The organism is Franconibacter helveticus LMG 23732 (genome assembly GCF_000463115.2).
GTDB classification, from domain to species: Bacteria; Pseudomonadota; Gammaproteobacteria; order Enterobacterales; family Enterobacteriaceae; genus Franconibacter; species Franconibacter helveticus.
The window spans coordinates 43,782-57,254 of record NZ_AWFX01000057.1 but is presented as its reverse complement, the minus strand read 5'-3'; the positions used below and the strand labels follow the sequence as shown (position 1 = coordinate 57,254).

Annotated in this window: 12 protein-coding genes; 6 read left to right on the top strand and 6 right to left on the bottom strand. The window is 56.8% G+C overall.

Translation table 11 applies throughout. The annotated features are described in order from the left end of the window. Window positions 1-43 precede the first annotated feature (43 nt). From pckA to DW56_RS19750, 5 genes are all read right to left on the bottom strand, one after another. The gene (pckA, locus tag DW56_RS19770; RefSeq protein ID WP_024554025.1) at window positions 44-1,663 is read right to left on the bottom strand and encodes a phosphoenolpyruvate carboxykinase (ATP); all 1,620 of its coding nucleotides are present in this window, start codon (window positions 1,661-1,663) and stop codon (window positions 44-46) included. Between the two features lie 413 nt (window positions 1,664-2,076). Continuing rightward, window positions 2,077-2,955 carry an Hsp33 family molecular chaperone HslO gene (gene hslO, locus DW56_RS19765; RefSeq protein WP_029697386.1) on the bottom strand — a complete coding sequence of 293 codons (879 nt, stop codon included), beginning with the start codon at window positions 2,953-2,955 and terminating at the stop codon, window positions 2,077-2,079. Window positions 2,956-2,978: 23 nt separating this feature from the next. Continuing rightward, on the bottom strand, window positions 2,979-3,380 hold the full coding sequence (hslR, locus tag DW56_RS19760) for a ribosome-associated heat shock protein Hsp15 (protein WP_024554027.1): 402 nt from the start codon (window positions 3,378-3,380) through the stop codon (window positions 2,979-2,981). Then, complete coding sequence (gene yrfG / locus DW56_RS19755; RefSeq protein WP_024554028.1) at window positions 3,377-4,060, bottom strand: GMP/IMP nucleotidase; 684 nt, start codon at window positions 4,058-4,060, stop codon at window positions 3,377-3,379. The genes hslR and yrfG overlap by 4 nt, the downstream gene beginning before the upstream one ends. Before the next feature lie 61 nt (window positions 4,061-4,121). After that, window positions 4,122-6,260: an intracellular growth attenuator family protein gene (locus DW56_RS19750; protein WP_024554029.1), complete on the bottom strand. Its 2,139-nt coding sequence runs from the start codon at window positions 6,258-6,260 to the stop codon at window positions 4,122-4,124. 332 nt (window positions 6,261-6,592) lie between these two features. Here DW56_RS19750 and nudE point away from each other — a divergent pair, with 332 nt between their 5' ends. Continuing rightward, window positions 6,593-7,153, top strand: a complete 561-nt coding sequence (nudE, locus tag DW56_RS19745) for an ADP compounds hydrolase NudE (RefSeq protein ID WP_024554030.1) — start codon at window positions 6,593-6,595, stop codon at window positions 7,151-7,153. 53 nt (window positions 7,154-7,206) lie between these two features. On the opposite strand, the gene mrcA is transcribed toward nudE, so the two are convergent. Then, on the bottom strand, window positions 7,207-9,759 hold the full coding sequence (gene mrcA, locus DW56_RS19740; RefSeq protein WP_024554031.1) for a peptidoglycan glycosyltransferase/peptidoglycan DD-transpeptidase MrcA: 2,553 nt from the start codon (window positions 9,757-9,759) through the stop codon (window positions 7,207-7,209). A 119-nt stretch (window positions 9,760-9,878) separates the two neighbouring features. Between mrcA and DW56_RS22655 the strand changes: the two genes are divergently transcribed. Genes DW56_RS22655 through hofQ form a run of 5 tightly spaced genes read left to right on the top strand, consistent with a single transcriptional unit; the run spans window position 9,879 to window position 13,249 of the window. After that, window positions 9,879-10,676: a type IV pilus biogenesis protein PilM gene (locus tag DW56_RS22655; RefSeq protein WP_029590215.1), complete on the top strand. Its 798-nt coding sequence runs from the start codon at window positions 9,879-9,881 to the stop codon at window positions 10,674-10,676. Further along, window positions 10,673-11,224, top strand: coding sequence for a PilN domain-containing protein (locus tag DW56_RS19730; RefSeq protein WP_024562192.1), 552 nt, complete (start codon window positions 10,673-10,675; stop codon window positions 11,222-11,224). The genes DW56_RS22655 and DW56_RS19730 overlap by 4 nt, the downstream gene beginning before the upstream one ends. Beyond that, entirely contained in the window at window positions 11,208-11,690 is a 483-nt protein-coding gene (locus DW56_RS19725) for a HofO family protein (protein WP_024552826.1), read from the top strand. The genes DW56_RS19730 and DW56_RS19725 overlap by 17 nt, the downstream gene beginning before the upstream one ends. Continuing rightward, window positions 11,680-12,060 carry a HofP DNA utilization family protein gene (locus DW56_RS19720; protein WP_024552825.1) on the top strand — a complete coding sequence of 127 codons (381 nt, stop codon included), beginning with the start codon at window positions 11,680-11,682 and terminating at the stop codon, window positions 12,058-12,060. Before DW56_RS19725 ends, DW56_RS19720 begins: the two co-directional genes overlap by 11 nt. Then, window positions 11,993-13,249 carry a DNA uptake porin HofQ gene (hofQ, locus tag DW56_RS19715; RefSeq protein ID WP_081711370.1) on the top strand — a complete coding sequence of 419 codons (1,257 nt, stop codon included), beginning with the start codon at window positions 11,993-11,995 and terminating at the stop codon, window positions 13,247-13,249. The genes DW56_RS19720 and hofQ overlap by 68 nt, the downstream gene beginning before the upstream one ends. Window positions 13,250-13,473: the final 224 nt, after the last annotated feature.

Sequence of the window (13,473 nt, the reverse complement as noted above, 5' to 3'; positions counted from 1 at the left end):
CGTTACGCTGGCCGCGAGGCGTAAATTTCGCCTCGCGTCGCGCTTACAGTTGCGGACCTGCGCTGACCAGCGCCGCGCCCGCTGGCGTGTCGGTGTATTTCTCGAAGTTGGCGATGAAAAGCTTCGCCAGCTGCTGCGCTTTTTCCTGCCACTGTTCAGGGGAGGCATAGGTGCTGCGCGGGTCAAGAATACGTTCGTCCACGCCCGGCAGGCTGGTGGGGATGGCCAGATTAAACAGCGGCAGCGTGAAGGTTTCCGCGTCGTCCAGCGAACCGTCCAGAATCGCGTCGATAATAGCGCGGGTATCCTTAATGGAGATACGCTTGCCGGCGCCGTTCCAGCCTGTGTTAACCAGGTACGCCTGCGCCCCTGCCGCCTGCATCCGCTTCACCAGCACTTCAGAGTACTGAGTCGGATGCAGCGATAAAAACGCGGCCCCGAAGCAGGCGGAGAACGTCGGCGTGGGCTCGGTTACCCCCCGTTCGGTACCGGCGAGCTTGGCGGTAAAGCCGGAGAGAAAGTGATACTGCGTCTGGCTGGCGGTGAGACGCGAAACCGGCGGCAGCACACCAAAGGCATCGGCGGTAAGGAAAATCACTTTTGTGGCGTGGCCCGCTTTCGACACCGGCTTTACGATATTGTCGATGTGATAGATGGGGTAGGAGACGCGGGTGTTTTCCGTTTTCGACGCATCGTCGAAATCAATGCTTCCGTCGTCGCGCACGGTGACGTTTTCCAGCAGCGCGTCGCGGCGAATAGCGTGATAAATGTCCGGCTCCGCCTCTTCAGAAAGGCGAATAGTTTTGGCGTAGCAGCCGCCTTCGAAATTAAAGACGCCGTCATCATCCCATCCATGCTCGTCATCGCCAATCAGGCGGCGTTTCGGATCGGTGGAAAGGGTGGTTTTACCGGTGCCGGAAAGGCCGAAAAAGACCGCCACATCGCCTTTTTCGCCCACGTTCGCCGAGCAGTGCATAGAGGCGATGCCTCTTAGCGGCAGCAGGTAGTTCATCACCGAGAACATCCCTTTTTTCATCTCGCCGCCGTACCAGGTGCCGCCAATCAACTGTATGCGCTCGGTCAGGTTGAAAGCGATAAAGTTTTCGGAGTTCAGCCCCTGTTGCTGCCAGTCCGGGTTAGTGCATTTCGCGCCGTTCATGACCACGAAGTCCGGGGTAAAGTTTTCCAGCTCTTCTTCATCAGGGCGGATAAACATGTTTTTGACGAAATGCGCCTGCCAGGCGACTTCGGTAATAAAGCGCACCGAAAGGCGGGTATCGGCGTTTGCGCCGCAGAAGGCGTCGATGATAAAGAGGCGCTTGCCGGAGAGTTGGCGGGTCACGAGATGCTTTAACTGTTGCCAGGTTTCAGGCGAAAGGGGCTTGTTATCGTTTTTGCCCTTGCCGTTATCTGCCCACCAGAGCGTATCTCGGGTAGTTTCGTCACGGACGATATATTTATCTTTTGGCGAACGGCCCGTGAAGATGCCTGTGTCGACGGCAACGGCGCCGAGATTCGTCAGGATGCCGCGCTCATAGCCTTCCAGGCCAGGCGCCAGCTCTTCCTTATACAGCGTATCGTAATCGGGGTTATAGACCACGTCGTGGGCGTCACAGATACCATAAGCTTCGAGATCCTGGGGAGTTATACCTTTAACACGCATATCACTGCTCCTTAGCCATATTTTACTGCCATAAATTGTAGGGTTGTTCAGAGTGGGTTAACCGCGACAGGCTTCATATATTTACTTTCTCAATGAATCGCCGCAGTGGAAAATAGTGTCAGACCGGTCACGACGCGAAACAGAGTATGGCAGGAGTGTATCCCGTAAAGTGGGTATTGTTCCGAATATGTTAAAAAAGGTGGGCGGTAAACGAACAGAGTGTGAATGTAACCGCTTTCTCAGGAAAACGTTGCGCGAGGCGCGTGGGAAAACTTTGAAAAGATCGCACTCGCCCGACCCCGGCAGGTTTAAAGATGCTCCGCAACGGCGAGGGTGTTTGATGAAAAGCTGAAGCGTGACGGGATAAAAAAACGCCTCTCGGGCGGGAGGCGTTTGCATCTGACGAAGCGAGATTAATGGACTTGCGGGTCTGCCGGCGAGGCGTTGTTGCGAATCGCGGCAATATCCATGGAGTCAAAGACGTAGTGGTTGCCGCAGTAATCGCAATGCATATCCACTTCGCCATCTTCGGCGATAATCGTGTCGACTTCTTCCGCAGGCAGCGTTTTCAGCGCTTCGGCGCAGCGCTCACGGGAGCAGGTGCACTTAAATTCCACGCTCTGCGGGTCATAAAGCGTCACTTCTTCTTCGTGATAAAGGCGCCACAGGACGTCATTAGCGGGCAGCGTCAGCAGCTCTTCTGCGGTGATGGTTTCGGTGAGCGTCGCCAGATGCGCGAAATCGTCCGCCTGCGCATTCTGGGCGGGCAGCACCTGCAACAGCATGCCGCCTGCCGCCGGGCGGCCTTCCGCCTCGCCGGTGCGGATGAAAAGGCGCGTCGGCAACTGTTCGGACCGCAGGAAGTAATCTTCCAGACATTCCGCCAGCGTATCGCCTTCCAGCCCAACCACGCCCTGATAACGCTCGCCTTCGCTCGGGGTAATGGTAATAACTAGGTAGCCGTTGCCTACCAGCGTTTTAAGGTCGGCGTCAGCCGGCACCTCACCCTGTACGCGAGCCACGCCGCGCATCTGCTGGTTATTGTCGCCGTTGATAACGGCCAGGCTCATCGGGCCGTCGCCCTGCAACTGCACGGTAATATCGCCAGAGAATTTCAGCGTAGCGGTCAGCAGGCTGGTGGCGACCAGCAGTTCACCCAGCACTTTTTGCACCGGCTGCGGGTAGTCGTGGTTTTCAAGGATCCGCTTCCAGGTGTCGGAAACCGTCACCAGCTCGCCGCGCACGGCATAGTTTTCAAACAGATAGCGGTGTAATTGGTCGTGTTGGGCCATAATTGTCTCTCTTGGCGCGACGGTTATTCATTGTCGCTGTATTTAAATTTCATCAGATCGCGGCGCTCTTTTTTATCCGGACGGCGGTCCGGGTGCGGCATGGAGAGGGAATTCAGCTTACGCGCCAGGGCGAGCTTTTCACGCTTCTCAATGCTTTCCGCTGTCTCTTCATAAAGCAGCACTGCTTCGGCTGCCGGGCGGCGCTGATCGGTAATGGCTTTTACCACCACTGTGCGCTCATCATTGCCCTGGCGCAGCACCAGCACCGCGTTCAGTTCGATAATCTTACTCGGTTTGGCGCGCTGTCCGTTGTAGTGCACCTTACCGCCTTCGATCATTTCGCGCGCCAGCGCGCGGGTTTTGTAGAAGCGAGCCGCCCAGAGCCATTTATCCAGGCGCACCCCTTCTGCGGTTTTCTCTTTCATGGCGACTCCCTGAGTTGCAGTGCGGGGATCAACCGCCGGTAGTCATTAAGCGCCGGATGACGCTGATAAACTTTATCCGCCATTCCGGAGTCGGGGTTAGTTACGCCCAGACAGTAGCGAATACCAAACTGCGCGGCGGCATCCAGAATCGGCTCGCTGTCGTCAATAAATAGCGTTCTCGCCGCGTCCAGACCGGTATGGCGGGCCACCGCCTGCCATAACCGCTGATCCTCTTTGGGATAACCAAATGTGTGGGTGGAAAGTAATAAATCAAGGTGCTGAGCAAGACCGGTATGCTCAAGCTTTACCGCCAGATTATGAGGATGCGCGTTGGTCAGCAAAATACGCCGTTTGCCTCGGGCTTTCAGGGCGTCGAGAAACGGCACAGTATCTTCACGCAGCACGGCTCGCGGCCCCTGGGCCGTGGTCATGGCGCAGATATCAAGGCCCAGCTGCTCGCTCCAGTAATCCAGACAATACCAGTTTAGCGTATGCTGCACCGCGTGATACGCCTGGCGGATATAGCTATGGGCTTCGTCGAGGGAGATGCCGCGTTCGGCGCTCAGGGTTTCCGGCACCAGCTGGAGCCAGAAATGGCTGTCAAACGCCAGGTCGAGCAGCGTGCCGTCCATATCCAGCAAGACGGTATCAACGTCCTGCCAGTCGATATCAATATGCATGGTTTCTCCAGCCGGAAGAGCAAAGGGCGTCAGGGTATCACACTCCCGACGCCCTTTTTCATCAGAACAGAGAGCGCGCCTCGGAGGAGGGAACAAGCTGCGGATTAAGACAGCTTTCATAGTAGTGCTGGATCTGCGCCAGACGGGTGCGGTTGCGTTGCCAGCGGCGCAGCGCCATGAAGCCGTTATAAATCACGCAGACCAGCATGGCGAACATCAGCAGCGTAGTGCCGATGTAGCGCCACAAGCCCGCGCTGTCGGGAATGCTGTGCAACGCGACATGCTGCGTGCCATTCGCATCGGTGCGAATGCTGGTAATAATGCCTTCGGCGTGGAAAGGCGTTTGCATGAGCATTTCCGCCAGCCGCTGGAACTCTTTCCATTGCTCCTGCGCCGGATAGTCATAAAGCGACATCGGCGGGTAGGGCTGGTCGACCAAATCTTCGCCTTCGTCGCTCACTATCATAAAGCCGCCCGGCGGCGGGCTGTTCAGCGCCTGCGCCGCCCGGTTGGTTTCACGCTGGAAGAACGGGGCGGTTGAAGTGGTGACCAGGCTATCCAGCGACTCCGCGCTCACCGGGCGCAGCAGCACATTAATACCGTCAAGTTTACCGGCGCTGGCGCGGTGGGTCAGCGTGTCCCAGTCCTTGGTGTTGCCCAGATTCACCAGCGCATTTTTAAGGCGCACGCATTCCTCTTCGCCAGTACACAGCGCTTGCGTCAGCAACACAATTTCCGAGAAGTCATCCAGCAGAATCATGCCTGATTTCTGAATAGCGGAGGCCAGCTGCGGGTTGATTTTGCTTTCGCCCGCCAACGGATGAAGCTGGCGGTTTACCGCTTCGGTGAGGGCCGTGGCTTTAGCCACAACGTCAGATTCCGGCAGCGGCAGCAGCCTTGCGTTATTCCAGAGGATTTGCGAGCAATCAAACGGCATAAACGGATAGTTTTGTCGTGGCGAATAGCTGCCCGGCAGATGAATATTGCACATGCCAGTGCCGTTAACGCGCAGGGTGTCGCCAACCCGCAGCCCCGCCTTGTCCAGTTGCTCAACGCTTGTCGCTTCGATGGTCTGCGCCCCTTTAAGCCAGGAGACCGTTAACTTAAACGGCATGTCGAGCGGCACCCAGAGCGTCAGCAGCGTTAAAACCACCAGCGCGCCCAGCGCGATGATCAGATTGCGCAGCCAGGGCTGTAGCGGGAAATTCTTAACTTCTTCATGCAAAGAAAGAAAACGCCCCTGGCGGACAACGTGACGGTCAAGATAGATATCAATATCGGTTTTCTGGCCCAAATCCTGATGGATAAACGGTTGCCAGTGCGAGGGATAGACCAGGTCGATAATGCCAAGCGAAATATTGTTGATCTGTTCCTGATCCGACTCGCCAAATAATCCCCAGCGCTTCGGCGTTCCCCGCAGGCAGTGGATCTCCCGCAGCGCGGTTTTGGCCGGCGGCGCGAAAAGCCCCCACAACCCGGCCGCCATCAGCAAAATACCGCCGCCCAGCAGCCACGGCAGGAAGATTTCAGGCGTGACCAGACAGAAGAAGAACAGCATAAACGCGCCGCAAATAAGCAGAGCTTCACGCAGGCCGTCAGGCCGACCGAGAGAGTGCTCTTCGCGCGTTTCCTGACGAATATTCAGCAGCTCTATTTGTTCGCTTTCTTCGCCGCGAATAGAGGCCTGATGAGAAGGATTATGCTCCAGGGCGTAGCCGCGCGTATCGGGCGCGGCGTTTTCCAGGCTATAGCCATTGAGCGAGATAACCAGCGGCAGCGTGGCGGTAAGGATAAGCTCAACGCTGTTGTCGTCCGTAATATGCTGCTCCCAAAAGGGCGGCAGATGCACTTCCACGGAATCCAGGTAATAACGCCATTTATTAGGGTCGTCGGTGCTTAAGCCGTAACGCGTAATGGAGCGCGTTAAGATGTACACCGTATTGCTTTGCGACGTGAGCGTCAGGCTTATCGGCGCTTTACTGGCGCCGGTAGGGCCGGGCGCGTCCTGCGAGCGGGCCAGCGTCTCAAGATAGCTTTCAACCGCGCTACGCTCTTGCGAAGAGAGCTTGCGCGTGGAGGCCCCGGCAAAAGTTTGTGCGGACGGTCTGCTGCTTCGGTGACGTTTTTTGCGCTTCAACCACCACCCTGCAATCACCATACAGGCCAGCATAGCAGCTAAAAAAATCAAAAAGGTGCTCATGCTTTCCCCATCAAACTACGGTTTCCGGTACAGATATCGACAAACGTCACCCAGCAAAAAGCAAGTGTGCAAAAGAGCTTTATCGGCAGGTATGAGAGGCAACTTGAGTAAAATTACTAAGGCATACCAGCGGCTGTGGAATGGTAGCAAAGGCGGATTGGCCTAAATATCAGCAAATTCTTATTTCATTTTCAGCCTCTTGACAATTGTACGTGTTTGGGAAATATCTCGTAACAAGGTTGCAAAAATGTAAATAACAGCCAATTCACATTGCCCAAACCGTGCGGCATGTCGCACAATGAAGACTATTTCTTACCTCTGTGATCCATGCGATGAGTAAACCATTACAAAAACCCACCATTCTCCGTGTTGAATCCGTAGCCCGCTCCCGCCTGTTTAACGTGGAAACGGTCGATCTGGAGTTCAGCAACGGCGAGCGCCGGGTCTATGAGCGTATGCGCCCCTCCACGCGCGAGGCGGTGATGATTGTGCCTGTCATTGACAATGAACTGGTGCTGATCCGCGAATATGCGGTGGGAACGGAATCTTATGAGCTGGGGTTTCCAAAAGGGTTAATTGACCCGGGTGAAACCGTACTGGAAGCCGCTAACCGCGAGCTTAAAGAAGAGGTCGGTTTCGGCGCGCAAGAGATGACTTTTCTGAAAAAGCTCACCATGGCGCCCTCTTATTTCTCCAGCAAAATGAATATCGTGATAGCGGAAAGCCTTTACCCGGAGTCGCTACAGGGCGACGAGCCGGAGCCGCTTATCCAGGTTCGCTGGCCGCTTTCAGAGATGATGACGCTGCTGGAAGACCCCGATTTTAGCGAAGCACGCAACGTCAGCGCGCTGTTCCTGGTCCGCGAATGGTTGCGAGCCCAGGGGCGCGTTTAAACGGCTTTCACCATAAAAAAACGCCCCTTTAGAGGGGCGTTTTGTTTTTGCCATCAGAACAGCTCGTGCGTTTCGCCGTTATCGATGAGCGTGGTGCCCACCTCGTGAACAGCATGCTGCGTAGGCTGCGTACCTTCTATGAAATACTCTTCACGGCTGTTTCCGCCGTTCGCCAGTTGGCCGGTGCTGCGGTCGATATTCACCGTTACAATGCCAGGCGGCGGCGTCAGCGGCTCTTCCGGCACGCCCTCAAGCGCGGCTTTCATATAAGCATCCCAGGCAGGCTGCGCGCTTTTGGCGCCGCCTTCATAGCCGGAGATCTGATCTTTAATCGCGCCGGAAGCGCTGGTGCGTCCGAGGTCGCGCCGGTGATCGTCAAAACCAATCCAGACCGAGGTCACCACACCCGGGCCGTAACCGGAGAACCAGGCGTCTTTTGAGCTGTTAGTGGTGCCGGTTTTGCCGCCGATATCGCGGCGCTGCAAATCGCGGCCCGCGCGCCAGCCTGTTCCCTGCCAGCCTGGTTCGCCAAAGATATTGGTATTAAGCGCGCTCTTAATCAAAAACGACAGCGGCGTATTGATAACGTGCGGCGCGTACTGCGGCGCCGGGCTTTGCGCAACCAGCGCTTTGTTGGCCTGCTCCAGCTGCGGCATGGGCACGCTAGCGTTCTGCTGTTCCTGAGACGTCGCTACTTCTTCCACATCTTTGTTTTCCAGCACGTTTGATTTCGGCGTATCGCCATAAATCACCGGAATGTCGCAATCGGCGCAGGCTACTTTCGGCATAACCTGAAAGAGCGTATCACCCTGTTCGTTCAGGATTTTGGTGATGAAGTAAGGGTCGACCAGATAACCGCCGTTTGTCATCACCGCATAGCCGCGCGCTACCTGCATCGGCGTAAAAGAGGCGGAGCCAAGCGCCAGCGATTCGGTATGCACAATGTTCTGCGCCGGGAAGCCGAAACGTTGCAGGTATTCCGCCGCGTAATCGACGCCCATCGCACGCATGGCGCGGACCATCACCACGTTTTTCGATTGCCCCAGGCCCTGGCGAAGGCGGATTGGGCCGTCATATTGCGCTGGCGAGTTTTTCGGCTGCCAGTCGGAACCCGCGCCTGCGTCCCAGCGTGAAATGGGCACATCGTTAAGAATGCTGGCAAGCGTGAGCCCTTTATCCATCGCTGCGGTATAGAGGAACGGCTTGATGTTAGAGCCCACCTGACGCAGCGCCTGGGTCGCACGGTTAAACTTGCTCTGGTTAAAGTCAAAACCGCCCACCAGCGCCATCACGGCGCCATCCTGCGGGTTAATAGAAACCAGCGCCGAGTTTACATCCGGCACCTGGGCGAGCCACCAGTTGTCGCCCACTTTACGCACCCAAATTTGCTGGCCGGTCTGCACGACGTCGGTCACTTTACGCGGAGTGGGGCCCTGAGCGGTGTCGGAACGATAAGGACGCGCCCAGCGGATGCCATCCATAGAGAGCGTAACGGCGGAGCCGTCCGCCAACAGGGTTACCGCTTCGGCAGGCGAGGCCTGGGTGACGACGGCCGGAAGCAGCGGCCCATAGGTCGGCAGGCTCTTCAGCGACGCAATAATACGCTGTTGATCCCATGCCGCCTCGCCCACTTTCCACAGCACATTCGACGGGCCGCGGTAGCCATGGCGCATGTCGTAATCCAGCACGTTGTTGCGTACCGCCTGCTGCGCCGCCTGCTGAAGGCGACGGGTAATCGTAGTGTAAACCTTATAACCGTCGGTATACGCGTTTTCGCCGTAACGGCTCACCATCTCCTGGCGTACCATTTCAGAAAGATAAGGCGCGGAGAAGGCGATTTCCGGAGCATGATAGGTGGCGTCGATAGCCTCGTCGCGCGCGCTTTCATACTGCGTTTGCGTGATATAGCCCTCGCTCAACATGCGTGAAAGCACCACGTTGCGGCGGGCCGTCGCGCGGTCGAGCGAATAAAGCGGGTTGAAGGTGGAGGGCGCTTTAGGCAGACCGGCGATAACGGCCATTTCGCTCAGGTTCAGTTGATCTATCGTTTTGCCAAAATAAACCTGCGCAGCCGCGCCTACGCCATAGGCGCGATAGCCGAGATAAATTTTATTAAGGTACAGCTCAAGGATCTCATCCTTACTCATAAGCTGTTCAATGCGCACCGCCAGGAACACTTCCTTAATTTTGCGCGTCAGGGTGCGTTCCGGGCTTAAGAAGAAGTTACGCGCCAGCTGCTGCGTGATCGTACTCGCCCCTTGTGAAGCATGCCCGGAGAAGAGCGCCACGCTTGCGGCGCGAAATATCCCGACCGGGTCAACACCGTGATGTTCGTAGAAACGGCTGTCTTCTGTGGCGATAAACGCCTTTACCATGACAGGCGGGATTTGATTAAGCGTCAGAGGAATACGGCGCTTCTCGCCATATTGCGCAATAAGCTCGCCATCAGCGCTGTAAACCTGCATGGGGATCTGCAAGCGCACATCTTTGAGCGTGGCGACATCAGGCAGTTGCGGCTCTATGTATTTGTAAAGGCCATAGATCGAGCCGGCTCCCAGCAGAATGCAAAAGACTGCAAGGATGAATAAATACTTTACGAACTTCACCGGGAATTTCTCATTTGGTTTTGCTTGGGCAGTTTATAAACAATCGCGCGGTAGTATAAAGGCAAGCCTGAAGCATTGATATGGCATTTTCACCCGGCACGATAAGGAGATCGGCAATAATGGCAAACGGCAGATGGCAAATTGGCCTTCATATTCAGAAAGATAGCGTAAGGTCGGTGGCGTTGAGCCGCAAGCGCGGCGGCTGGGCGCTATGCCGATGGTGGCATATGCCCGCCAGTGATCGTCTCTGGCCCGATGGCGCAGCGATCGCTGGCGAACCGCTAACGCAGGCGTTGCGCCAATGGCGCGCGCAGCTGCCGCGCGGCCACAGCCTGCGAGTCGCCTTTCCTGCTCAGCGCACCCGGCAACGCGATATACCCCGACCGGCCGGTCTGCTTTGCGAGTCCGAATGCGAATCATGGCTGGCTGGCGCCACTGCGCGCGAGCTTCATCTGCCGACGGAAAGCCTCTGGCTCGACTATACGCTGGGTGAAGCGCCAGCCCGGTTTCAGGTTACTGCGGCGCAACGACGCGAAACCGAAGCGTTACTGGCAAGCTTTCAGGCTGCGGGCCTACAGCCTGAAACGCTGACGCCGGACGCTTGCGCCTTAGCCGCGTTCTGGCCTTCGGCGCCGGATAACATTCAGCTTATCGCTTGTAAAGGCGCAGACGCGTGGCTGTGGGCTTCCCGTTCGCGCTGGGGCGTTAGCGAACACGAGGGGTTACTGGCCCAGGCGCGAGAGATGAACATCAGCGCGCAACAGATCGCGATATGCGGCGCTTTGCCGAAGGAAGCGGCGAATTGTCTGCAACTGGATCCTCTCTGTTTTGTCACTTTTCAGCCGCCGCCATTATTAAAAGAGGCGGCGTGCTACGCGGTGGCGCTGGGCCTGGCTATGGGCGAGGTGGCGCGGTGAGCGCGCTGGTTAATCTGCTTTCCTGGCGCGCCCGAAGACGCAGGCGGCGTTTATGGCTATGGGGAGGGCTCTTTTCCGGCAGCGCGGCGATGGCAGGCGCGGCGGCGCTTTTCGGGCTCTGGCTAATGGCGCAGACGCAGACGTCTTTGAAGGCCAGCGTCGATTCGGCGCGCCTTCTCCAGCGCGCTCAGGCAAGCCGGCTTGCGGATCTGGCCGCCCTTAAACAGCGTGTTGAGGCGCTGGAGCACGCGATTGAACGTCGACGCATCCGCCAGGCATCGGTCGCGGACTGGCAGAGCCGGTTACTTGCGCTGGCGCAGGCAACACCGCAAGAGCTTTGGCTTACCAGCCTTAACGCGACTGAAAAAACCCTATGGTTGCAGGGAAAAGCGCGAAAACCGGAAGCCATAGCGACGCTGCAACTACGCCTGAGCCGATTGCCCGGGTTCCCCACAAGCAAAATGGGCGAAACCGTAAAAGAAAACCTGCGCGACTGGCGCTTCTCCGTCGCGCTTGATGCGGAGGCGAGCCATGGCGCCATACCTTGAGCGGTGGCTTACCGCGCCGGTAAAAGTTCGCCTTTGCAGTTGGCTGGCATGGACGGCGGCGTGGCTGGTTATCGTCTGGCTTGCTCTGGCGCCGGGCCGACGAGAAAACGCGGCGCTTGCGCTTCACTATGAAAAGCTGACGGTGTCGCTGGCGCAGCAACGTAAGCAACTGGCAGGCGAATTAAATGAAGCCCAGCGTGGCGCGCAGATAAAGACGCTTGAGGCGACGCTTTCTCCCTTGCCGTTTTCCGCGCTTGAGCTGGTACAAGCCCATGGCGGGCGGCTGGTGCGCTGGAGGCCGGACGGCGCGCGCGGCGAACTGGTAATGGACCTTGAATGGGCCCAGGCGCCTTCATGGTTCGCCCGGCTGGCGCAATACGATGTCCGGCTGCTGGCTTTTACGCTGGCGCCGCAGGATGCCTCGCTTCGTCTCTCGTTGCAGATGGAGACCCATCATGAGAAGTGAATGGCTGCTTATCGCCGCGTTAATACAACCTGCGGCTGCCGCGCGTAATCCGTTCGAACCGCCGGAAACAGATTGTGAGACAGAGCAAGCGGCAGGATGGCGTTATCGGGGCATGGTTGGGCGGGACGGCGCGGCGCGAGGCATTATCAGCACGCCGGAAGGAAAATCGCTTCGGATCAGCGCAGGAAGCGTACTGCCTCAGGGTTTACGCGTCAGCGCTGTCGCCGCCACGCACATTACGCTGGTGTCGCAGGGCGCCTGTAAGGGGGCGTCGCAACAATGGAAGCTTAAGGAGCAACCCAATGGTAAGGAAACTTCTTCTTTTATTCATATTGAGCGCGGCAAGCCCGGGCCTGCGCGCAACGGTTAGCGCGCCGCTTTCCGTTGTGGTAGATGAAGCGCCCGTAGTTCAGGTTTTGCAGGCGCTGGCTGAGAGCGAAAAGCTTAATCTTATAGTGGCGCCGGGCGTTGAGGGCGCGCTCACTTTGCATCTTACAGAGGTGCCGTGGATGCAGGCCTTTCAGGCGGTTATCGACAGCGCCCGGCTGCACTGGCGAAAAGAAGGCGCGATTTTGCGCGTTTATCCGCCAGAGTGGGAGGCGCAGCGCCAGGCCCGGCTGACGGCGGCTCGCCAGCAAAAACAGCTTAATCAGCCCATCAGCAGCGCAACATTCACGCTCGGCCATGCTGATGCGCCAGAGCTTGCCGCTGCTATTGCCGCCCTGGGCGATAAATTATTAAGCCCGCAAGGAAGCGTGACGGTAGATAAACGCACTAACCGTCTGCTGGTAAGCGATAACGCCGTCGCGATGAAGCAAATACGCGACTGGATCGAAAAAATGGATATCCCGGTAGGACAGGTGGAGCTGGCGGCCCACATTGTCACTATGAATGCGCAAAGCCTGCGTGAACTGGGCATTAAATGGGGAACTGGAGAGCCAGAAGGAAAGGCGGCTCGCTGGCACCCAACCACCCTCTCTGCCGACCTTAGCGTGGCAAACGCGACTACGCATCTGGGTTTTAATATTGGACGCATTGATGGACGGATGCTTGACGTTGAACTTTCCGCGCTGGAGCAAAAAAATCAGGTCGATATTATCGCCAGCCCCCGGCTGCTTGCCGCGCATCAACAACCCGCCAGCATCAAGCAGGGCAGCGAAATCCCTTATCAGGTTTCCAGCGGCGAAAGCGGTAAAACGTCTGTCGAGTTTAAAGAAGCGGTGTTAGGCATGGAAGTGACGCCCACCATAGGTAATAAAGGCACGATTCGTCTGAAGCTGCGTATTAGCCAGAATATGCCAGGCCAGGTACTACAGCAGGCTGATGGCGAAACGCTGGCCATAGATAAACAGGAGATTGAAACCCAGGTTGAGGTCAAAGATGGCGAAACCCTGGCTTTAGGCGGCATATTTCAACAAAAAAACAAATCGGGAAAAGAGAGCGTGCCGCTGTTGGGTGAAATCCCCCTGGTGGGGCGTTTATTTAGCCATAACGGCAAAGGCAACGAGCGGCGAGAACTGGTGGTTTTTATTACGCCGCGCATTGTTAAGGCAGGCTGATACATTAGCGATAGCTATGATTTTTACGTTTTAAGTCTTCCGGATGTTTGACGAAGGGGTGGAATTAGCATACAAGGAGTACCGATTTGAGAGTCGGTAAGAAACGGTTACTCCCCGTGATGTTTTTTCACTCCCTCGCACCCGGTACGGTAATTTATTCGGTTGCCAAACTACCAGGAGTGTTGAGATAATTTTTGATCTGACTCTCGCACTATCGCATAAGA